19 protein-coding genes are annotated in these 22,021 nt (G+C 68.5%); 2 read left to right on the top strand and 17 right to left on the bottom strand.

Annotation, left to right across the window (positions count from 1 at the left end; genetic code table 11):
• Window positions 1-35: 35 nt before the first annotated feature.
• Entirely contained in the window at window positions 36-1,925 is a 1,890-nt protein-coding gene (gene pxpB / locus ACZ45O_RS15885; RefSeq protein WP_464854319.1) for a 5-oxoprolinase subunit PxpB, read from the top strand.
• Window positions 1,926-1,969: 44 nt separating this feature from the next.
• Here pxpB and minE read toward each other — a convergent pair whose 3' ends face one another.
• The 13 genes from minE to ACZ45O_RS15820 all read right to left on the bottom strand — a co-directional run bounded on the left by minE (window position 1,970) and on the right by ACZ45O_RS15820 (window position 14,025).
• Window positions 1,970-2,242, bottom strand: coding sequence for a cell division topological specificity factor MinE (gene minE / locus ACZ45O_RS15880; RefSeq protein ID WP_464854317.1), 273 nt, complete (start codon window positions 2,240-2,242; stop codon window positions 1,970-1,972).
• A gap of 15 nt (window positions 2,243-2,257) precedes the next feature.
• On the bottom strand, window positions 2,258-3,064 hold the full coding sequence (gene minD, locus ACZ45O_RS15875; RefSeq protein ID WP_464854315.1) for a septum site-determining protein MinD: 807 nt from the start codon (window positions 3,062-3,064) through the stop codon (window positions 2,258-2,260).
• The gene (minC, locus tag ACZ45O_RS15870; RefSeq protein ID WP_464854314.1) at window positions 3,064-3,750 is read right to left on the bottom strand and encodes a septum site-determining protein MinC; all 687 of its coding nucleotides are present in this window, start codon (window positions 3,748-3,750) and stop codon (window positions 3,064-3,066) included. Before minC ends, minD begins: the two co-directional genes overlap by 1 nt.
• 131 nt (window positions 3,751-3,881) lie before the next feature.
• Window positions 3,882-4,397, bottom strand: coding sequence for a rod shape-determining protein MreD (mreD, locus tag ACZ45O_RS15865; RefSeq protein ID WP_464854313.1), 516 nt, complete (start codon window positions 4,395-4,397; stop codon window positions 3,882-3,884).
• Complete coding sequence (gene mreC / locus ACZ45O_RS15860) at window positions 4,394-5,242, bottom strand: rod shape-determining protein MreC (RefSeq protein ID WP_464854311.1); 849 nt, start codon at window positions 5,240-5,242, stop codon at window positions 4,394-4,396. Before mreC ends, mreD begins: the two co-directional genes overlap by 4 nt.
• Before the next feature lie 39 nt (window positions 5,243-5,281).
• Complete coding sequence (locus ACZ45O_RS15855) at window positions 5,282-6,301, bottom strand: rod shape-determining protein (protein ID WP_464854309.1); 1,020 nt, start codon at window positions 6,299-6,301, stop codon at window positions 5,282-5,284.
• A 48-nt stretch (window positions 6,302-6,349) separates the two neighbouring features.
• Window positions 6,350-7,054, bottom strand: coding sequence for a RadC family protein (gene radC / locus ACZ45O_RS15850; protein ID WP_464854307.1), 705 nt, complete (start codon window positions 7,052-7,054; stop codon window positions 6,350-6,352).
• Window positions 7,055-7,070: 16 nt separating this feature from the next.
• Window positions 7,071-7,652 carry a Maf family protein gene (locus ACZ45O_RS15845; RefSeq protein ID WP_464854306.1) on the bottom strand — a complete coding sequence of 194 codons (582 nt, stop codon included), beginning with the start codon at window positions 7,650-7,652 and terminating at the stop codon, window positions 7,071-7,073.
• A gap of 15 nt (window positions 7,653-7,667) precedes the next feature.
• Window positions 7,668-7,901, bottom strand: coding sequence for a DUF4321 domain-containing protein (locus ACZ45O_RS15840; RefSeq protein WP_464854305.1), 234 nt, complete (start codon window positions 7,899-7,901; stop codon window positions 7,668-7,670).
• A gap of 183 nt (window positions 7,902-8,084) precedes the next feature.
• Complete coding sequence (locus tag ACZ45O_RS15835; RefSeq protein WP_464854304.1) at window positions 8,085-8,939, bottom strand: SPOR domain-containing protein; 855 nt, start codon at window positions 8,937-8,939, stop codon at window positions 8,085-8,087.
• 111 nt (window positions 8,940-9,050) lie between these two features.
• Window positions 9,051-10,406 carry a bifunctional folylpolyglutamate synthase/dihydrofolate synthase gene (locus ACZ45O_RS15830; protein ID WP_464854303.1) on the bottom strand — a complete coding sequence of 452 codons (1,356 nt, stop codon included), beginning with the start codon at window positions 10,404-10,406 and terminating at the stop codon, window positions 9,051-9,053.
• Between the two features lie 5 nt (window positions 10,407-10,411).
• The gene (locus tag ACZ45O_RS15825) at window positions 10,412-13,147 is read right to left on the bottom strand and encodes a valine--tRNA ligase (RefSeq protein WP_464854302.1); all 2,736 of its coding nucleotides are present in this window, start codon (window positions 13,145-13,147) and stop codon (window positions 10,412-10,414) included.
• A gap of 320 nt (window positions 13,148-13,467) precedes the next feature.
• Window positions 13,468-14,025 (bottom strand): GNAT family N-acetyltransferase, encoded by a 558-nt coding sequence (locus tag ACZ45O_RS15820; RefSeq protein ID WP_464854301.1) that lies wholly within the window; start codon window positions 14,023-14,025, stop codon window positions 13,468-13,470.
• Between the two features lie 204 nt (window positions 14,026-14,229).
• Between ACZ45O_RS15820 and ACZ45O_RS15815 the strand changes: the two genes are divergently transcribed.
• Window positions 14,230-15,147, top strand: a complete 918-nt coding sequence (locus tag ACZ45O_RS15815; protein ID WP_464854299.1) for a DMT family transporter — start codon at window positions 14,230-14,232, stop codon at window positions 15,145-15,147.
• Here the strand turns inward: ACZ45O_RS15815 and ACZ45O_RS15810 are convergent.
• The 4 genes from ACZ45O_RS15810 to lonB form a co-directional block, all read right to left on the bottom strand.
• Window positions 15,144-16,646, bottom strand: coding sequence for a methyl-accepting chemotaxis protein (locus ACZ45O_RS15810; protein ID WP_464854298.1), 1,503 nt, complete (start codon window positions 16,644-16,646; stop codon window positions 15,144-15,146). The genes ACZ45O_RS15815 and ACZ45O_RS15810 overlap by 4 nt on opposite strands.
• 94 nt (window positions 16,647-16,740) lie before the next feature.
• The gene (locus ACZ45O_RS15805; protein ID WP_464854297.1) at window positions 16,741-17,442 is read right to left on the bottom strand and encodes a GTP-binding protein; all 702 of its coding nucleotides are present in this window, start codon (window positions 17,440-17,442) and stop codon (window positions 16,741-16,743) included.
• Window positions 17,443-17,541: 99 nt separating this feature from the next.
• On the bottom strand, window positions 17,542-19,953 hold the full coding sequence (gene lon, locus ACZ45O_RS15800; RefSeq protein ID WP_464854295.1) for an endopeptidase La: 2,412 nt from the start codon (window positions 19,951-19,953) through the stop codon (window positions 17,542-17,544).
• Between the two features lie 220 nt (window positions 19,954-20,173).
• Entirely contained in the window at window positions 20,174-21,922 is a 1,749-nt protein-coding gene (gene lonB / locus ACZ45O_RS15795) for an ATP-dependent protease LonB (protein WP_464854293.1), read from the bottom strand.
• Window positions 21,923-22,021 lie beyond the last annotated feature (99 nt).

The following is a 22,021-nucleotide window of genomic DNA, read 5'->3' as shown; positions in this document are numbered from 1 at the left end:
GTACTGGGACCTGCTAATATGACTAGATGAAGGTGATGGCATTGGGCGGCCTCCGACTCGTTCCCTGCGGTGACCGCGCCCTGCTGTGCTACCTGGGCGATACGCTGGATGAGGAGACCAGCCGGCGGGTTCACGGGCTCGCGGGCGCCCTGCGCGGCGCCCACCCGGCCATCGTGGACGTGACGCCGGGGTTTCACGCGCTCATGGTGGAATACGACCCGGTCCGCATCCGCCTGGAGCACCTGGTGTCGCTGGTGCGGGACGCCGCCGCCCGGGCGTCCGCGGCGGAGGAGCAGGGCCGCGTGGTGGAGATCCCGGTCATCTACGGCGGCGACCACGGCCCCGACCTGGACGCCGTGGCAGCCCATACGGGACTCGCCCCCGAGGAGGTGGCGGCGCGGCACGCCGCGGGCGCCTACCGGGTCTACTGCCTGGGCTTCAGCCCCGGCTTCCCTTACCTGGGCGGGCTCGACCCGCTCCTCAGCACCCCGCGGCTCGACGAACCCCGGGTCCACGTGCCGGCCGGTTCGGTCGGCCTCGGCGGGCGTCTCACCGGCATCTACCCCGGCGGCGGGCCCGGCGGCTGGCGGCTGATCGGGCGCACCCCCGTCAGGCTGTTCGACCCCCGGCGGGATCCGCCGGCGCTCCTCACGCCGGGCGACCAGGTCCGCTTCGTCCCCGTGGACCCTGGCGCGTACGCGGACCTCGAGCGGGAGCAGCACAGGGAAAGCCCCGCTCTGCCGGCCTTCGCGCCCGGTCGCACCGGGCTGCGCATCCTCCGGCCGGGCTGGCTGACCACCCTGCAGGATCTGGGCCGCCGGGGGTACGCCGCCTACGGCGTGTCGGTGGCCGGGGCCGCCGACCAGCAGTCCCTCATGATCGGCAACTGGCTGCTGGGCAACCGCGCCCGCACCGCAGCCCTGGAGATCACCCTCATCGGGCCCGAGGTGGAGTTCACCGGCCCGACGGCGTTCGCCCTGACCGGCGCGCCCATCCCCGCGGAGCTGATCCCCGCCGCTGGCGGATCGCCCCGGCCCGTGCCCGGGTGGACGTCGGTCCTGGCGGGTCCGGGAGACCGGCTGCGATTTCGCACCGTCACCGCCGGCTGCCGCGCCTACCTCTGCGTGGCAGGGGGCATCGACCTGCCGCCGGTCCTGGGCAGCCTCTCGGAGGACCTGTTCGGCCACATCGGACCGCTGGGACGGCCCCTGCAGGCCGGCGACTGGCTGCCCATCGGGCTGCCGCTCCACCCGCCGGCCGACCTGGCCGGGCGCGCCCTGCCCCCCGATGCGATCCCCGCCTTCGAGGGGGAGGCCGTCATCCGGACGGTCCCGGGGCCGCAGGCGGACCAGTTCTCTGCGGAGAGCCTCGCCCGCCTCTTCGCGGAGGGCTTCCAGGTGGGCCCCCTGGCGGACCGGCAGGGCATCAGGCTGATCGGGCCGCAGCTAAGGCCGGACGGGCCGGCCGAGATGCTCTCGGAGCCGATCCCGCCCGGCGCGCTGCAGGCTGTGCCCAGCGGCCAGCTCATCCTGCTGCTCAGCAACCGGCAGACCCTCGGGGGCTACCCCAAGATCGCCACTGCGGTCTTCACCGACCTGTGGCGCGCGGCGCAGTTGAAGGAGGGCGACCGGATCTCCTTCCAGCAAGTCGACGTCGCGGAGGGGCATGCGATCGCCTGGCAGGAGCGCCGGCGCCTGGGACAGATCCGCCGCTACCTGGAGCGGCGCTCGCCCGCCGCTTTCCGGCCGACCGGCGAGCCTGCCTCCCCGGCGGCGTCGGCCGCCGTCGGCGCCGCGCCACCGGCAGCCCCGGGTCCGGTTCAGGCGACGCCCGGGACGCCGCCCGCCCGCCCCGGCGTGCGCATCTACCGCATCGCGGTCGGCGACACGGAGTTCCTCTGCGAGGTTGAGGAGGTCTTCGACTAAGCGAAAAACCACCGGAAGCTCCGGTGGTTTTCTTCTCTTCGCGTTTACCGCCCCACGGCTGCCCGCTTCATGCGGCGTACGGGAATGTTGGCCACGAGGGCTACCTGGTTCTCGGCCGTCTGAAGGGTGACATCCATACCTTCTTCCTCGATCTCCATGTAGCGGGAGATGACCTCGATCAACTCCTCTTTCAGCGCCTCGAGGAACTGCGGCGACACGTTCGTCCGGTCGTGGACGAGCACCAGGCGCAGTCGCTCCCTGGCGATATCCGCACTCGAGTGATCGCGTCCGAAGACCCGGGAAATGAGATCCAGCATGCCACGCCCCCCCTTCTAGCTCCGGCCGAACCCCACAATGCGCTTGAACCTGGCCCAGAAGGACTCGTCCGCCTCCAGATCCAGGATGGGCACCGCCTCACCCATCAGCCGCCGGGCGATGTTGTGGAATGCCTTGCCCGCCTTGCTGTCGCGGGAGTAGACCGCGGGTTCCCCCCGGTTGGTGGAGACGATGATGTGATCGTCCTCCGGCACAACCCCCAACAGGTCTACGGCGAGCATCTCCAGCATGTCGTCAATCTCCAGCATGTCGCCGCGCGCGACCATGCGCGGGCGCACCCGGTTGACGATCAGCATGGCCGGGCTCCTCTCCCCCTCCTGGGCATCCCACAGCCCGATAACGCGGTCGGCATCACGCACCGAGGAGACTTCGGGGTTTGCCACGATGATCGCCTTTTGGGCGCCGGCGATGGCGTTCTTGAAGCCGTCCTCAATGCCCGCGGGGCAGTCCAGCAGCACGAAGTCGAACTCCCGGGCGAGCTGGTCCGTCAGGTTCTTCATCTGCTCGGCCGAGACGTCCTTCTTCTCACGGGTCTGGGCCGCAGCGAGCAGGTAGAGATTCTCGCTGCGCTTGTCCTTGATGAGCGCCTGCTTCAACCGGGCGTTGCCCTCGACCACGTCGACGAGGTCGTAGACAATCCGGTTCTCCAAGCCCATTACGACGTCGAGGTTGCGCAGACCGATGTCGGCATCCACCAGCACGACCCTATTGCCCAGCTGGGCCAGAGCCGTGCCCAGATTGGCCGTCGTCGTCGTCTTTCCCACGCCGCCTTTGCCCGAAGTCACCACGATGACCTGTCCCATCAACGATCCTCCTTCGCGCCGACCGCTTCCAGCGCACTCGCCTGGCGTTTCTCCGCGGACGCCTCAACCACGATGAGGTCACCCCGGATGCGCGCCACCTCAGGGTAGGACTGTGGAGCGTCACCGTCGGGCGCCCGCCCAATCACCTCTGCGATCCGGAGCTGCGTGGGTCGGAGCTTGGTCGCCGCCACGATGGCCGTCCTGTTGCCGGCGCACCCGGCGTGCGCCACGCCCCGCAGCGCGCCCATGACTACGATGTGGCCGGTCGCCACCACCATCGCACCCGGATTGACGTCACCCAGGACGATCACGTCACCGTCATGGCGAACCTCCTGGCCCGAGCGGAGGGTCTTGGTGATCACCAGTGCGTTCCCGGGGGACGGCTCCGGCGCCGGCGGGGCCCCGGCTTCCGGTGCCTGCATTTCGGCTACGGGGTCTCCCCCTTCCTTCACGCTGAGGAGCACCATCCCTGCCCGCTGCAGGGTCTGCTCGAGCGCTTCACTGTCCTCTGCTGTCAACTGGCGGTTTCCCACGTGAACTCTGACCCTGCCGCCGGCGAAGAACCGGCCGCTGCCGGCGAGCCGGTCTTCCAGCCGCTGCAGGACCGCAGCGAACTCGCCCTCGTCGGGGAGCAGCACAACGAGTCCCGTTCTGGTCGTACCGCGAATGATGATGTCCTGTCGCATGCTCTCTTCACGACCCTGGCGGTAGTTTTATCCTCTTCGTCTAGTTCGCCTCGGGCGGCGAATCTCCTCCTCAGACTTACAAATAATGTCGGAGGCGGCTGCCTCCGACATTGCTGCCACGAAACCGGCGCTCAGCGGCGCCTGATCACGATAAACCCCCGCGGGTCAGGCTTCAGGAAGCCGTACATCCGGAAGATGCGCCAGTAGACCAGGATGCAGAGCACGGTGTCGTACACCATCGAGGGCAGCAGGGTGCTGCCGAACTCGGCGAGCGAAATGCGGCGCCCGAACATGGTGAGGCAGATCATGATCACCGTCTGGCCGAGGAGCGATCCGACCACGCCGCCGACCAGCGGAAGGAGGAGGTTGTCCTTGAAGACCCGCTCCTCCACCAGGCCGGCGACGAACCCCACCAGGCTCCCGGCCAGGGCGTGGCTGCCGATGAGCTGGCCGATGGTGAGGTCGATGAGCAGCCCGCCGCCGAAGCCCACCCCCAGGCCCACCTGCCACCCGAAGAGCAGCCCGCAGCTGATCGCGACCACGAGCACGACGTTGGGCACGACCCCGGCAATGGCCAGGAACGGGCCCAGCACGCTCTGGATGAGGTAGGCCGCAAGCACGATGGCCGTCAGGGCCCAGTATCTCATGGCGCGTTCGACCCCCTGTCGTCATCGGTCGGGGTCAGCACCACCTGCACCACTTCCAGCTTGTGCACATCCACGGCAGGGCGCACGATCGCGTACTTCGTGAACGAGGAACTGGTGTCCACCTCGTCGATCCAGCCCACCAGCAGGTCCGCGGGCAGGATGCCCTGCCCGGAGGTATAAACGGGAAGGCCCACCGCAACCGAGGGATCGGTGGACCAGAACCGCATGCGCAGATAGCCGCCCTCCACCGTCTCCAGCACGCCCTGCTCGCCGTTGGGCAGCTTCGCCCCGGCCCCGAAACCGGCCTGGCTGAAGCCGGCGTCGCTGACCAGCTGGACCGTGGAGCTGTACGGCGTGGTGTAGGCGACCTTGCCCACGAGCCCCTGCCAGTTGACGACGGCCATGCCCTGCCGCACGCCGTCGCGGCTGCCCCGGCTGATGATGACGGTCTGGTACCAGTTCTCGGCCGACCGGCTGATGACCTCGGCCGTGAGCATGGGGTAGTCCGTCCGCTCCTTCAGTCCGAGCTCGCTGCGCAGCCGCTGGTTCTCATGCTGGAGTTGCACAATGAGGGCCCGGTCCTGCGCCATGTCCGCCACCTGCTGCCGCAGGGCGGCGTTCTCTTCGCGCAGCCGGGTCAGCTCACGTATGGAATCGACGACGCCCCGCGTCTGGTCACCTACCCAGTCCGTGGCTACCTGAAACGGGTAGAGCAGCGTGGCGATCCCCTTCTCGATGGGGGTGACCGCGGTGCGCTCCCGCGCCGTCAGGGCCATGGTGATGAAGATGACGACCAGCACGCCCAGGGCGACCCCAAGGAACCGTAGGTGCTTATTATATCGCATGGGTGACAGCTTCACGCCCTCCGGACGGCCGGCGCTGAGCTACGAGTTGCGCGCCACCCGCTTTAAAATATCGAGATTATCGAGGCACTTGCCGCATCCCTTCACGACGCAGAGCAGCGGCTCGTCGGCCACGTGAACGGGCATGCCGGTCTCCTTGGAGATGAGCAGATCGAGCCCCTTCAGCAGGGCGCCGCCGCCGGTCATGACGATGCCGCGGTCCATGATGTCGGCCGCCAGCTCGGGCGGGGTGTTCTCCAGGGTGATCTTGATCGCCTCGAGGATCGCGGCCACCGGCTCGCTCAGGGCCTTCCGGATCTCATCGGACGTGACCCGCAGCGTTCTCGGCAGCCCGGTCACCAGGTCGCGCCCGCGGATCTCCATCGACTCCTCCTCGCCGGTGGGATAGGCGGAACCGATGGTCTGCTTGACCTCCTCGCCGGTGCGCTCGCCGATCAGCATGTTGTAATTCCGCTTGATGTACTGCACGATCGCCTCGTCCAGCTCGTCGCCGGCCACGCGGATCGACTTGGCGGTCACCAGGCCGCCCAGCGAGATGATCGCCACCTCCGTCGTGCCGCCCCCGATGTCCACGACCATCGAGCCGGTGGGCTCCTCCACCGGCAGACCGGCCCCGATGGCCGCAGCCATCGGCTCCTCGATCACGTGCGCCTCGCGCGCGCCCGCCTGGAGCGCGGCGTCCTGCACGGCACGCCGCTCCACGCCGGTGACCCCGGAGGGGATGGAGATGATGATGCGGGGACGGAAAGGGGCCCGGCGGCTGGCCGCCTTGCCGATGAAGTACTTCAGCATGGTCTGGGTGGTGTCGAAGTCCGCGATCACACCATCTTTCATCGGCCGGATGGCGACGATGTTTCCGGGGGTGCGGCCCAGCATCTGCTTGGCCTCAGAGCCCACAGCCAGCGGGGTCTTGCGGTCGCGGTCCACCGCGACCACGGACGGTTCGTCGATCAGAATGCCGCGGCCTTTAACGTATACCAGGGTGTTCGCGGTACCGAGATCAATCCCAACGTCGCGTGCGAAAAACTGCCAGAAGGACACCGCACTGTTCCCCTTTCTTCTCTGAGCGGCAGACAGGAGCGTGGCTTCTCACCCGGTCAGGAGGCCCCGCTCGCGGAAACTCGTGTACCGGCCCTGCCCGACCACCAGGTGATCCAGAACCTCGATGCCGATCACCCGGCCCGCCTGCACGAGCCGGCGGGTGATCTCCCGGTCCTCCCGGCTGGGGGTGGGATCGCCGCTGGGGTGGTTGTGCGCCAGAATGACCGAGTGCGCGCTCCTGCGTATGGCCGTCTTGAACACCTCGCGGGGGTGCACCAGCGAGGCGGTCAATGTCCCTTCAGACACACATTCGACATCAATCACCTGATTCTTGGCGTTCAGGAGAATGACGTGAAACTGCTCGCGGCTGAGGTGGGCCAGGCGGGGCGCGAGATACTCGAACACGGCGCGCGGGTTGGAGAGGTCCACTCTCCTCAGCGGCGCCGCGCCGGCGCGGAGGCCGAGATGCAGGCCGGCCAGGATGGTGCACACCTTTGCCGGGCCCAGCCCCTTCACCAGGTCCTTGCGCTCCACGTCCTGCAGGTGCAGCAGGGCCCGCAGCCCACCGCCGGGATCTTTCGCCTCACAATGATGCAGCAAATCACGGGCAACTTCAATGACCGAGCGGCCTTTGGCACCCGTTCCTAGCAGAATCGCCAGCAACTCCACATCCGACAGCTTCTCGGGACCCAACCGGAGCAGCCGCTCACGCGGCCGGTCTGCCGCAGGCAGCCTCTTCAGAGATGCCGTCACCAGAGGTGCTCTCCCTTCAGCGGGCGCCTCCCGTGAAGATCGGGTAGCCGAACTGCGCGAGCATCTGAACAGTGCGATGGAGGGGAAGGCCGACCACGTTGTAGTAGTCGCCGGAGATCGATGCGATCAGCGCGGCGGCCCGGCCCTGTATGCCGTACGCCCCCGCCTTGTCCATCGGTTCACCGGTCTCCACGTACCATTGGATCTGCTCCCGCGTGAGGGTTGCGAACCGGACGACGGTCTCCTCGTGCGCCACCAGCGCCTCGCTGCCCCGGACCACGGCCACGCCCGTGAGCACCTGGTGGGGGCGGCCCGACAGCCGGCCGAGCATCGCCGCGGCTTCGGCCCGGTCGGCCGGCTTGCCCAGCACCTCGCCGTCCACGACGACCACGGTGTCGGCCCCCAGCACGATGGCCGAGGGATGCCGTTCGGCGACGGCGCGCGCCTTGCGCAGAGCCAGCCGCTCCACCAGCTCCGCCGGGGAAGCGGCCTCCACCGCGTGCTCGTCCACCTCCGGCACCTCGATGACGAAGGGGATTCCGATCTGCCGCAGCAGTTCCTGCCTTCGGGGTGAAGAAGAGGCCAGAATGATCTGCATCGCCGTCACCTCGCATCAGCGCAGGGCCAGCCAGAGCGCGAGCACCAGCCCGATCGCGCCGCCTATCGTTAGCTTGAACGAAACCCCGAAGGTGACGACTAGAAAGTTCAGGTCGAGCGTCGCCGGCGCCATTCCCAGCGGGATGTGATAGTCCAGGAAGGGAATGTAGTGAGACAGCGCACCGCCGATGAGCTGCCCCACCACGGCGCCGATGAGCGCCCACATGAACACCAACCAACCGCGCTTCACGAAACTGCCCCCTTACCGGTCGCCGAGGCCCTTGATATGACGCACTTCGAATAGGCTAAGTTTCGTGGTTTCCCAGCAAGATTCCTGCGCGGGAGGCAGACCCGCGACCAGCATAGCACAGGGGCAGTTGGATTGGCAATATATGGAACGGGGCCATCCCATGGTGATGGCCCCGTGTCCGCGTTACTCCTCGGCCGCCTCGGCCGCGTAGAAGTTGTGGTACTGCTCCAGCAGGCTGACGTAGCCGTTCATCGCACGCTGGAACTCCTCGCTGCCGGGGGCGGCGCTGGCTGCCACCTCGATGTCGGCGGCGTTCACCGTCGCCATGTCGGCCAGCCCCAGGAACCGGGCGATCGCCGGGCTCTCATCGGCCGCAGCGAGCCTGGCCGCCGCCGCCCGCATCTCCTGCCCCAGGCTCACCAGCAGGCCGCCGTCCGCCGGCTCGCCCGCCGCCCGCCTGGCAAACCAGGCCCCCGCTTCGTAGAGGTAGTTGTTGAGGGCGTCGAGACCCGTCTGCAAATCCGGATTGACCGACCCGGTCATCGCCATGACCGCCTCGGGGGCGTAGTCCACATCCATGGCCACCGTGAAGGCATTCGGCGCCACCCCGGTCTCCCGCATGACGTCGAGGACCTCACCCGCCTCCTCGCCTGACATGAAGGGGCCGATGTACACCTTCACCAGCCCCATCTCGCTCCGCGGGGTCATCGCCGCGACCACCTGCTGCCCGGCCAGCTCGCTGACCAGATTGCGGGCGGCCCCCTCAGACCGGAAAGCGCCGACCTGGACGAAATGGACCTGGAAGGGCCTCGGGACGATGGTCACCTGGGACGGCGAACCCGACGGGCCCGACAGGCCGGTCACGTCTTCCATTCCCGGTACCGGTTCCATCGCGGCGGGTTTCTCCTCGCCCAGGAGATTGCCCAGGACGCCGCCGAGCTGCCAGGCACCCACCACGGCCAGCACGACGGCCAGGATAAACACGCCGCCCCACCGGTCGTTCGCTTTCTTCTGCACGGATCGACCAAACCGATGCATGGTGTCCCCTCCCGCTTGGGTGGTTCGCCCGCCGGTGGAGCTTACGGTTCGGGGCGGCCCATGGTGTCGGCCCCTGACCGCTCGCCTGTGCGGGTCGTTTCCCCACCATGCCTATGCGGGGGGGAAGGCTTGTATAACCCGGCGCGGGACAAGAACGCGCCGGGCAGGTCCCACCGTGTAGAAGGACCCCGTGACCACCACCAGATCGCCGGATGCGGCAGCCGCGAGCGCCGCCTGCAGCGCCTCGGTCAGATCGGCGACGGCCTCTGCGGGATGCCCCTGCCGCCGGCAGACCTCAGCCAGCTGAGAAGCCGGAAGGGCCCGGGGACTCTCGGGCGTCGTCGCCCAGACACGCTCCGCCAGCGGCAGGAGCGGCGCGACGGTCTCCGCCACATCCTTGTCCGCCAGCACCCCGAGCAGCACGTGGACCCGCCGCCCGGGAAACAGCTCACGAACGGCCTCGGCCAGGGCGCGGCACTTGGCGGGGTTGTGGGCCGCATCCAGGAGCACGAGGGGCCCGTCGCCCGACTGAACCGGTTCCAGCCGGCCGGGCCACGTCACCCCGGCGAACCCCGCCCGGATCGCGGCCTCCTCCACACCCAGCAGCTCCAGGATGCGCAGCGCGACGGCCCCGTTGGCCGCCTGGTGCCGGCCCAGGAGGCTGAGCCGCACTCCCCGGTACCAGCCCCGCTCCCCGCGCAGGTGTACCACCTGCCCGACGGGGCCCGCATCCTGCCCGGCCGTGCCCGCATGCCGCCCGGTAACGACCGCCTCCTGCACCCGGTAGTCCGCCTGGGTCACCCGCACCAGGCGGGCTCCCTGCTCCCGGGCCGCACGCTCGATGACGGCCAGGGCTCCGGGGTGGTCGGCGCCGGTGACGCAGGGCACCCCGGGCCGGATGATGCCGGCCTTGTCCTGCGCGATCGCCTCGCAGGTCTCGCCCAGCCAGCGGGTGTGGTCGAGCCCGACGTTGGTGATGGCGGTGACCGCCGGAGCCTCCACGACGGTGGTCGCGTCGAAGCGGCCGCCCATCCCCGCTTCCAGCACCAGGTCGTCCACAGACTGCTCGGCAAACCACGCGAGGGCCATGGCCGTGATGACCTCGAACTGGGTGGGCTGCTCCTGCCCCGCCGCCGTGAGGGTCTCCACCGCCTCGGCCAGCCGGGCGGTGAGGCGGGCGACGTCGTCCTCGCCGATCTCGGCCCGGTTCACCTGCATGCGCTCGGTGAACCGCTCCAGAGGAGGCGAGGTGAACAGGCCCACCCGCCGCCCGGCTGCCCTGAGCCCCGCCTCCACCATGGCCGCGACCGAACCCTTGCCGCTGGTCCCGGTGATGTGCACCACCCGCCCGACCCTGCGGTCGGGCCGCCCCAGCTGGTCCAGCAGCGCGGCCGTCCGGCCGAGGCCGGGCTTCATGCCGAAGCGCTGGAGCCCCTCCAGGTAGCCCAGCGCTTCGGCGTAGGTCATCGCCCTCATCCCTCCATCTCGCGGAGCATGGCCAGGCGGGCCTCCAGGGCCTGCTTCTTCTCCGCCAGAGCGGCGGCCTCTTCACGGGTCTTTTCGACGATCTCGGGCTTGGCCTTGGTCAGGAAGCCCTGGTTGCTCAGCTTCTTCTCCAGTTTGGCCAGCTCGGCGTCGGTCGCCTTCAGCTCCTTGCCGATGCGCTCGATCTCCTTGGGCACGTCGATCAGGCCCTTCACGGGCACGTAGACCTCTGCGCCCGCCACCACTGCCGTGGCGGCGTTCCGGGGCTTGGTCTCCGCCACCGGCTGAATCGTGAGCGAGGCCGTCCTGCCCAGGTTTTCGATGAAGCCGCGGCCCTCCTCCAGAATGGTCAGCGCCTCGTCGGAGGTGGCCATCAGGATGGCGTCGATCTTCGCGTGCTCGCCGAGGCGGAACTCCGCCCGGATGGAGCGCAGGGCGCGGATCGCGTCGATGATGAGCCGCATGCGCTGATCCGCGTCGGCGTCGTCCCAGGCGCCCAGCGGGGTCGGGTACGGCGTCACCGAAATGGACGGGCCCAGCTCCGCCTTGCCGGCCTGCGCAGCGATCTCGGCGGCGATGTCGACCTGCCCGGACTGCGCCGGCAGCCGCTGCCAGATCGCCTCGGTGACGAAGGGCATGAACGGGTGCAGCAGCCGCAGGGTGGCCTCCAGCACCAGGGCCAGGGTCTCCTGCGCCGCGGCCCGGGTGGGGTCCGCCTCATTGTAAAGGCGGGGCTTCACCAGTTCGATATACCAGTCGCAGAACTCGCTCCAGATGAAGTCGTGAATCGTGCGCGCCGCCTCGCCGTACTGATACTCGGAGAGCAGCGCCTCCACACCCCGGGCCGCTTCGTTGAAGCGGTGCCGGATCCACCGGTCGGCCAGGTCGTACTGCAAGTCGGCCCCGCCCTCGGCCGGCTCCCAGTCGGCCAGGTTCATCAGCACGAACCGGCTGGCGTTCCAGAGCTTGTTGGCGAAGTTCCGGGCGTGCTCCACCCGCTCGGTGTGGAAGCGGATGTCGTTGCCCGGGCTGGATCCGGTAACCAGCATGAACCGCAGGGCGTCGGTGCCGTACTGGTCGATGACGTCGATGGGGTCCACGCCGTTGCCCAGCGACTTGGACATCTTCCGCCCCTGCGCGTCGCGGATCAGCCCGTGCAGCACCACGGTGTGGAAGGGAATCTTGCCCGTGAGCTCCAGGCTGCTGAAGATCATGCGGGCGACCCAGAAGAAGAGGATGTCATACCCCGTGACCAGCACGTCGGTGGGGAAGAAGTAGTCCAGGTCCCTGGTCTGGTCGGGCCAGCCCAGCGTGGAGAAGGGCCACAGGGCCGAGGAGAACCAGGTGTCCAGCGCGTCCTCGTCCTGGCGGATGTTCGCCGAGCCGCACTTCTCGCACTGGGTCGGGTCGGTCTCGGTCACCGTGAGGTGGCCGCAGTCGTCGCAGTACCAGACCGGGATGCGGTGGCCCCACCAGATCTGCCGGGAGATGCACCAGTCCTGGATGTTTTCCATCCAGTGCAGGTAGACCTTGGTGAAGCGCTCGGGCACGATCTTGATCTGGCCCGATTCCACGGCCTTGATCGCCGGTTCGGCCAGCGGCTTCATCTTCACGTACCACTGCCGGGAGATGAGCGGCTCGATGACCGTGCCGCAGCGGGCGCAGCAGCCCACGGCGTGCTGGTGCTCCTCCACCTTCACCAGCCAGCCCTCGGCCTCGGCGTCGGCCACGATGCGCTTCCGGCACTCGTAACGGTCGAGGCCGGCGTACTTGCCCGCTGCCTCGGTCATCTCGCCCCTGGGGCCGATGACCTGCGGCATCTCGAGGCCGTGGCGCATGCCGATCTCGAAGTCGTTGGGGTCGTGGAACGGCGTGATCTTCACGCACCCGGTGCCGAACTCCGGGTCCACGTAGCTGTCCGCGATGATCGGGATCTCGCGGCCCGTCGCGGGGTGGCGCAACATCTTGCCCACCAGGTGCTTGTAGCGCTCGTCGTCGGGATTGACTGCCACCGCCGTGTCGCCCAGCATCGTCTCGGGCCGGGTGGTCGCGATCACGATGCCGCCGGAGCCGTCGGCCAGCGGGTAGCGGAAGTGCCACATGTGGCCCTGACGCTCCTCGTACTCCACCTCGATGTCGGAGAGCGCGGTCTGGTCCTGCGGGCACCAGTGGGTAATGCGCGTGCCCTGGTAGATGAGCCCCTTCTGGTAGAGCTGCACGAAGAAGGCGCGCACCGCCCGGGAGAGCCGCTCATCCATGGTGAAGGCCTCGCGGCTCCAGTCCACCGACACGCCCAGCTTGCGCAGCTGACCGGAGATGGTCGCGTGGTAGCGCTCCTTCCAGTCCCAGACCTTCGCCACAAAGGCCTCGCGGCCCAGCTCATGCCGCGTCGGACCACCGGACTTGCGCAGGTCCTCCTCCACGCGGATCTGCGTCGCCAGGCCGGCGTGGTCGGTGCCGGGCAGGTAGAGCGTGGGATAACCCTGCATCCGCTTCCAGCGGATGAGGATGTCGATCATGGTGTTGTTCAGCGCGTGACCCAGGTGCAGCGTGCCGGTCACGTTGGGCGGCGGGATGACGATGGTATACGGCTGCCGGCCCTCCACGACAGGGGCGCGGTAGAAGCCGCCGTCCATCCAGTACTGGTAGTACTCGTCCTCCACCAACTTCGCGTCGTAGCGCGGCGCGAGCTCCGTCCCGCCCTGCTTCTGTTCTGCTGCCATGTCGGAGTCCCCCCTAAGACGAGATCAAACCCCGGCCCGTCCATAAGGACGAGCCGGGGCTCGCGGTACCACCTTATTTCCCCTTGGCGGGGCACTCGTTCGCTGTAACGGGCCTACCCGGCATTCCTTGAGCAGGCGGCGCTGCGCACCGGCCCGGGTCGGGAATGCGGCATCCGCGGCGACTTCACCTGCGCCTTGCCTGGGAACCCTTCCACCCGCGGGGCTCCCTCTCTGCCAGGCGGTCTGCAGGCTACTCCTCCGCCTCAACGCCTTTGTGATGGATGCGTATGGCATCATGATAGGGCTCCGGCGAGTCGTTGTCAACAGACGACCCTTCCCGCGCGCTGCCTGGCCAGCCAGCGCCCGCGCGAGAGGTTCATCAGGAGCACGGGCGCCGGGTCGGCGCGGCGGCGGCTCGGCTCCAGCAGCCCCTCGCGGCGAAAACCGAGCCGCTCGTAGAGGGCGATCGCCCGCTGGTTGGTGGTGAATACCCGCAGGTAGACACTCTCCAGCCCCATGGGGCCGAAGGCGTGATCCAGCGAAGCGGTCATGGCCGCGGTGCCAATGCCCCGGCCCCAGAGCGGCCGCTCGCCCACACACACCCTGATCTCCGCCGTGCGCGTGCGGCGGTTCACCTGAGCCAGCTCCACCTCGCCCACCGGCCGGCCTTCCCACTCAATCATCCACACCCGGCAGGAGCGGCTTCGCCGCACGTTCCGCAGCCACTCAAGAGGGCTCAGGTCCACGAACCGCCTGCCCATCAGCGCGTGGATCACCGGGTCCTCATCCCACCGGGAAAGCAGCTCGAGATCGGCCTGCTCCACCGGCCGCAGCCCGACGCGGGGCAAACCCGGTAAGACGCCGTCTGTCGTTGCCATGTCTATTATTGCACACCCTTACTAACTAGACTGTGTGACTTGCCACGGGCTGAAGTTTCGACGGGCGACGGCAGGCCACCTTCAGGGAAAATGTGTTGACGGGCCGCCGGGAGCGCTCCCGGCGGCCCGTCGGCCCAATGGACGCAGACCGCGCAATTTGCTAGGATAAAAAATATTATCATACTATAAGGAGGCAGTACCGGGTTGCAGATCCGCACCTGGCAGGCAGATCTGGTCTTGCTGGCGATCACGGCGATCTGGGGCGCCACGTTTCCCCTTGTAAAGAACGCCACCAGCCTCTCGGCTGGCGGCGTGCCCACGTACTGGTTCCTCGCGGCTCGCTTCCTCATGGCGACGGTCCTCCTGGCCGCCCTGTTCCGCCGGCGGCTGCGGGGCCTGCCCGCGGCCACCTGGCGCGCCGGCGTGCTCCTGGGGATCTTTCTCTTCGCCGGCTACGCGCTTCAGACCTTCGGCCTGGCCTACACCACCAGCGCGAAGGCGGCCTTCATCACCGGGCTGTCGGTGGTGATCGTGCCCGTCCTGTCGGTCGTGTGGCTGCGCAGCGCGCCCTCGCTGGGGGCCTGGCTGGGGGTCTTCACCGCCCTGGCGGGGCTCGCCCTCCTGTCGCTGGGCGACAGCCTGGCGCCCACGCGCGGCGACCTCCTGGTCCTGATGGGGGCCTTCGGCTTCGGCCTGCACGTGGCCGGCGTCAGCCGGTTCGGCCCCGCGCACGACCGCTATGCCCTGGCCGTCATCCAGCTCGGCACCGCGGGCGGCCTCTCCACCTTGCTGCACCTGGTCGAGCGCGGCACCGTCGGCCCGGGGGTAGACGGCGTACTCTGGTGGGAAGGACCGGCCCACGTCTTCGCGGCGGTCATCATCTGCGGGCTCCTCGCCACGGCTGCCGCTTACCTTCTGCAGAACCTGCTCCAGCCGTACACCACGCCCACCCACACGGCCCTGATCTTTGCGGCCGAACCGGTCTGGGGCGCCATCTTCGCCTTCCTGCTCGCGGGCGAAATCCTGTCGCCCCGCGGCTACCTGGGCGCGGCGCTCATCGTCATCGGCATGCTGCTGGCCGAACTGCCGGTGGGCCGGGGGCGGCAGGCCACCGCGAACTAGAAGCGGAACTGGCTCGCCTGCTGACGCAGGGTGTTGGCCATTTCGGCCGCCTTCCCGGCCAGCTCCACCAGCTGGTGCATGGTCGCCTGGACCTGCGTCGCGGACGCGCTCATCGCCTCCATGGCATGCTGGCCGGCCTGGGACTGCTGCTCCACCTGGCTGATGAGGTTCGTGACGGCCTTGGCGCTGGCCAGCATCTCCTCCGCCGTCGCCGCGTTCTCCTGCGCGATGGCGGAAAGCTGCACCGTGGCGTTCACCACATCCTGGCTGGCCGCGGCCATCTCTTCGGAGGCGGCGGAGATCGCCTGCGCCTCCGCCTGGGTGTCGGCCACGGCCTTCAGAATCCGCTCCAGCGAGGCGCCGGCCTCCGCGGAGAGCTGTACGCCCCGCTCCACGTCCTCGGTGCCGGCCTCCATGGTCTGCACGACGACCGCGGCGCTGGCCCGGAGCCCCTCAATCCGCCCGGCGATCTCGCCCGCAGCCGTGCGCACACGCTCGGCCAGGCGGCGCACCTCACCGGCCACCACGGCGAAGCCCTTGCCGTGCTCGCCCACCCGCGCCGCCTCGATCGCGGCGTTGAGGGCCAGCAGGTCCGTCTGGCCGGCAATCTCGGTAATGAGCTGCAGAATCTCGTCCACCTGCTGCAGCGACTCGCTCAGCTGGCGCACCTGGTTGGACGCGTCCAGCACGCGGTCGCGCACCTGGTTCATCCCCTCGGCCGAGAGCCGCACCGCCTCGCCGCCCTGCTCGGCCGCCTCACGGGTACGGGTGGCCGCCTCGGCCACCACCCCGGCGCTGTCCGCCACCTGCTCGATCGCCTCGGCCATCTGCCGGACGGTGGCCGCGGCCCGCTCCACCTCTTCCGCCTGCGACTGCGCGGCGGCGGCGACCTGGGAGGCCGCCTCCTCCACCTCACGGATGGCCCGCGCGCCGTCCGCAGCGTACTCCGCCTGCTGGGCGGCCATCGTGCGCACCGTCTCGATCTCCCGGGTGGAAGCCTCCGTCACCTCGTCGGCCTCGCGGGCGCTGCGATCCAGCCCGGCGGCCGCCTCGTCGAGGTCTGAAGCCGTCTGGGCGATGGTGCGCACCATCGCAGCCAGCTGCGTCGCCATCGTGTTGTAGGAGCGGGTGGCCTGTCCGACCTCATCCCGGCTGGTGACCACCACCGAGGTGGCAGACAGGTCGCCCTGGGCGACGCGGTGCATTGCCTCCTTCAGGCGGGCCAGGGGCTGGACGACCACCCAGGCGAACAGGATGGAAGCGCCCACAACCACGATCAGAATGGGAATCTCCACCCACAGGATAGCTTCCAGGAGTTCAGACTCCAGCATCTGGAGTTGCTCCGCCCCCAGCCCCACCGTCGCGGCCGCGGTGCGCAGGCGACGGAACGCGGCGAAGGCGGTAAGGGCCACGGGCAGCAGCGCCCAGGTGAGCAGGGTGGCCACTGTGCGAATCCCGAAGTTCCACTGCAGTGGATTCAGCAGGTGCGACAAGCGCATGTCTTTCCCCTCCGCGCACAGCACTATGACGGAGTAAACCGTACAGTTCTAAATGTAACACATCTGACTTGGATATTGAAATATGTTTCCTGCCCTATCCGTTGATGTTCCCACGGCCTAATTGTTCGGTGACCCACCGCCACACATCCTCCCGCCCGGCACCGGTCTCCGCGGAAAAGAGGATCAGCGGCTCCGCGTCGCCCCCCACCCCCAGGTCCCGGGCGATCACCTTCAGATGCCTGGGCCAGGCCGTCCGCCCGATCTTGTCGGCCTTGGTGGCCACGCAGAGGCTGGGCAGGCGGTGGTGCCGGATCCACTCGCGCATCGTGATGTCGTCGCGGCTGGGCGGGTGCCGGAGATCGACGACCTGCAGGATCCCGCGCAGGACCCCCCTCGTCAGCAGGTAGCCCTCGATCAGCCGGGCCCACTGCCGCCTCTGCGCCTCGGAAACGCGGGCAAAGCCGTACCCCGGCATGTCCACGAGGTAGAAGGCCCCGCTCTCCCGTGCCGCCTGGAGGGCCCCGCCGGTCAGGGTGAAGCGGTCAGGCCCTGCGCCCGCCGGGGGTGCGGCGGCCAGCCGGGGCTTCCCCTGCGGCCAGATACGGTAGAAGTTGAGCGTCTGGGTGCGGCCGGGGGTGTTGGATGTCCGCGCGAGCTTGCGATTCTGCACGAGGGCATTGATCAGCGACGACTTCCCCACGTTGGAGCGGCCCACCAGGGCCACCTCCGGCAGTTCGTCGGCGGGGAACTGGCTGGGCGCAGCCGCGCTCAGCACGAATTCAGCGTGTACTCCCATGGAACCCCTCCTCGTCCGGCCAGGGCCCGGCGCCGGGCCCCTTACCAACCATGCAGAAGGCGGGAGAAACCCCGGTAGAGGTTCCTCCCGCCCTTTAACTCATACGACAGGGCTGCTGGGATGCGTCCCTTCCACCCCGATGGCCTCGGGCGGCGGCAGGATCTGCTCATCGCCTTCCCTGGGCTCCAACAAGGCAACCCGGAGTACCTCGTCCATGTGGTCCACCAGATGCACATGCAACTTCTTGCGGACGTTGCCCGGAATCTCCTCCAGGTCCTTCTGGTTCTCCCGGGGCAGGATGATGTTGTTGATCCCCGCCCGGTGCGCACCGAGCAACTTCTCCTTGACCCCGCCGATGGGCAGGACCCGGCCGCGCAGCGTGATCTCGCCGGTCATGGCCACGTCCGCCCGGACGGGGCGGTTGGTGAGGGCCGAGACGACGGCGGTGGCCATCGCGATGCCGGCGGAAGGACCCTCCTTCGGCACGGCGCCCTCGGGCACGTGGATGTGGATGTCATGCTTCGCGTGGAAGTCCTCCTCCAGCCCCAGGTCCCGGGCACGGGAGCGAATGTAGGAGAGGCCTGCCTGGGCCGACTCCTTCATGACCTCACCCAGCTTGCCGGTGAGAATCAGATTGCCCTTGCCCTTCATGAGCGAGACCTCGATGGGCAGGATGTCGCCGCCGGTCTCCGTATAGACCATGCCGGTCGCCACGCCGACCTGGTCCTCCTTCAGCCGCCTGCCCCACTGGTACCGGGGGGCCCCGAGGAAGGTGTGGAGGTTCTGCGTGGTCACCCGCACCGTCTGAACATCGTCCTTGGTCGCGATCTCCCGGGCGGCCTTGCGGCAGATGGTCGCGAGCTGCCGCTCCAGGTTGCGCACGCCGGCCTCGCGGGTGTACTCCCGCACGATGCTGCGGATGACGTTCTCCGAGACCTCCAGGTTCTCTTCCGTAAGCCCGTGGTCCTGCCGCTGCTTGGGCAGGAGGTGCCGCTTGGCGATCTCCACCTTCTCATCCTCGGTGTAGCCCGAGATGGTGATGAGCTCCATGCGGTCAAGCAGCGGGCGGGGGATGTTCCAGACCACGTTGGCGGTGGTGATGAAGAGCACGTCGGAGAGGTCGAACGGCACTTCGATATAGTGGTCCGAGAAGCTGTGGTTCTGCTCGGGGTCGAGCACCTCCAGCAGGGCCGACGCCGGATCGCCCCGGAAGTCGGACGACATCTTGTCGATCTCGTCCAGCAGGAAGACGGGGTTCCGGGAGCCCGCCTGGCGCATGCCCTGAATGATGCGCCCGGGCAGCGCGCCCACGTACGTGCGCCGGTGCCCGCGGATCTCCGCCTCGTCCCGCACGCCCCCCAGAGAGATGCGCACGAACTTGCGGCCCAGGGCGTTCGCGACGCTCTTGGCCAGCGAGGTCTTGCCCACGCCGGGCGGGCCGGCCAGGCACAGGATGGGCCCCTTCATCTTCTTGACCAGCTTGCGCACCGCGAGGTACTCGAGAATGCGGTCCTTGGGCTTCTTCAGCCCGTAGTGCTCGCTCTCCAGGACCTCCTCGGCCCGCTTCAGATCCACCTGATCCTCCGTGTAGGTGGACCAGGGCAGGCTGGTGATCCACTCGAGGTAGTTCCGCACGACCACGGCCTCAGCAGCCATGGGCGGCATCTTCTCGAAGCGGTCCACCTCGCGCAGGGCCTTCTCCTTCACCTCTTCCGGCATGCCCAGCTTCTCGATCTTCTCCCGGAAGGCCTCAGCCTCGGTGCCCCGGTCGTCGCGCTCGCCCAGCTCCTTCTGGATGGCCTTGATCTGCTCGCGCAGGTAGTACTCGCGCTGCGTCTTCTCCATCTGCTTGCGGACGCGCACGTTGATCTTGCGCTCGAGATCGAGGACCTCCATCTCCCGGCTCAGGATGTCGGAGACCCGCTCGAGCCGCTCCACCACATCGAAGGCCTCGAGCACCGCCTGCTTGTCCTTCATGTCCAGGTTGGTCAGGTACGCCGCGATGGTGTCGGCCAGACGGCCCGGCTCCTCCACCTGAACGGCGGTCACCAGCGACTCAGGCGGCACCTTCTTGGCCGACTTGATATACCGCTCGTACTGGCTGATCACCATGCGCATGAGCGCCTCGGCCTCGGCGCTGCGGGTCGTCGGCTCGGGCACCTGCGTCACGGCGACCCGCATATAGGGATCCTCGGCGACATAACGTTCAATGCGAGCCCGGGCCACGCCCTCAAAGACGACCTTGAACGTGCCTCCCGGAACCTTCACAACCTGCTTGATCTCGACAATCGTACCCACCAGGTAGATGTCGTCGGGCGTGGGCGTCTCGTTCTTGGCGTCCTTCTGCATGGCGAGAACCATGCGCCGGCCCTCGTTCATCGCGGCCTCCACCGCCCGCATGGACTTCTCCCGGCCCACCTCAAGCGGAACGATCATGGTTGGGAAGACGATCTGGCCCTTGAGCGGAAGCAAGGGCAGGTTCAGAAGCTGCTCTGTACGCTTGTTGGCCACCGGTCTCACCTCCTGGCAGTACCGCGTGTTCCCGATTCTATCATAACAAACCGGTTCAACCACTCGGCTCCTGACGGACCACTGTACGCGTTATATTAAGACGTTGCAAAGCGGCCAGAGGTGCGCCTGCACCTGCGAGAGGTTTGAACGGAAGTAGCTTTCGCTGCCCTCCACAGGAGTATGCGGGGCGGGGACTGCGTGAGTCCCCGCCCCGCCGCCGTCAAGGCTCGGCACCCGTGAGCGAGACCGCCGGCTGTGGCAGCGGCAGCTCGAAGACCGGCGCCGGGCGCGGCTCTTCCGCCGGTCGCGGCTCGTCCAGGGAAGCGGCCGCGGCCGCCGCAGCCCGCTCCGGCTGCACGTCGAAGGCCAGGGCGAAGACCTCCTCCAGCCGCTCCACCGGCACCACGCGGATGCCCGGCATGTGCGCAAAGGACTCCTGCCAGTTCTCCTGGGGAATGATCACCCGGGTGCAGCCGGCCTGGCGCGCCGCCTCCACCTTGGCCACCACGCCGCCCACCGGCTTCACCAGCCCCCGGATGGAGACCTCGCCGGTCATCGCGGTGCGGTTGTCCACGGGCCGGCCGGTGAAGGCGCTGTACGCCGCCACGGCGATGGCCACGCCGGCGCTGGGCCCGTCGACGGGCACGCCGCCGGGGAAGTTCACGTGAATGTCGAAGTCGCGCGGGTCCTCCTCCAGGTACTGCTTCAGCACTGTCAGCACGTTCTCCACCGAGCCCTTGGCCATCGACTTGCGGCGCATGGTCCGGCCCGGCGCGCCCATCTCCTCCTCGTCCACCACCCCGGTGACCGTGACCACCCCCTGCCCCGGGGCTTTCGCCGGCCGCACGTCCACCTCCAGCTCCAGCAGGTGGCCGACGTTGGGTCCGCTGACCGCCAGCCCGTTCACGCAGCCCACCAGCGGCTTGGCCGGTATGCGCCGGTCCGGGCGGGGCTGCAGCTGGCCGGAGTTGATCACCCACTCCACCTCAGACCGGGGAATGGTGCGCCGGCCGGTACCGGCGAGCGCCCCGGCCGCGATCTGCACGATGTTGACGGCCTCGCGTCCGGAGGACGCGTACCGCTTGATGACCTCCTCCGCGCCCGGCTCCAGGGCCATCCCCACCTTCTCGGCCGCCCGCCGGGCTACCTGGGCCACCTCGTCGGGGAGCAGCGGCCGGAAGAAGATCTCCATGCAGCGGGAGCGAATGGCCGGGGGAATCTCGTGGGGCAGACGCGTGGTGGCCCCCACCAGCCGGAAGTCCGCGGGCAGTCCGTTCAGGAAAATGTCCCGAATATGGGAAGGGATGTTGGGATCCTCCGGGCTGAAATACGCGGACTCCAGGAAGACCTTGCGGTCCTCCAGTACCTTCAGCAGTTTGTTCATCTGAATGGGGTGGAGTTCCCCGATCTCGTCCAGGAAGAGGATGCCGCCGTGGGCGCGGGTCACCGCGCCGGGCCTCGGCTGGGGGATGCCCGCGATGCCCAGTGGACCCGCCCCCTGGTAGATGGGGTCGTGAACGGACCCGATCAGGGGGTCGGCGATGCCGCGCTCGTCGAAACGGGCCGTGGTGGCGTCCATCTCGACGAAGGCGGCGTCAGGGCCGAACGGCGAGGCCGGGTTGCGCTTGGCCTCCTCCAGCACCAGGCGCGCGGCCGCCGTCTTCCCCACGCCCGGTGGGCCGTAGATGATGACATGCTGCGGGTTCGGGCCGCAGAGCGCCGCCCGCAGGGCCCTGAGCCCCTCCTCCTGCCCGACGATCTCGCTGAAGCTGGCGGGGCGCGTCCGCTCCGAGAGCGGCTCCGTCAGGCTGATCGCCCGCAGGCGCCGCAGCCTATCCATTTCCTTGCGCGACTCGCGTTCGACGGCGAGCCGGTTTCCCTGCTGGCTCCGCAGCAGGTTCCAGAAGTAAACGCCGATCACGATGGCGAAAAGCACGTGGATGATTGTAAGAATGCCGCCCAGGGCCATGCTTGGAAACCCTCCTCCGCATCCGTGTTGGGCACCAGCCGCAGCGCCGGTCTTCCGCGGCGTTTCTCAGGTAGTATTCCGCTTCCGGATGGGCCGAAT

This window comes from Symbiobacterium turbinis, from assembly GCF_055383075.1.
Note: the sequence above shows the minus strand (reverse complement) of the source record. Positions and strands in the feature narration are given on the sequence as shown.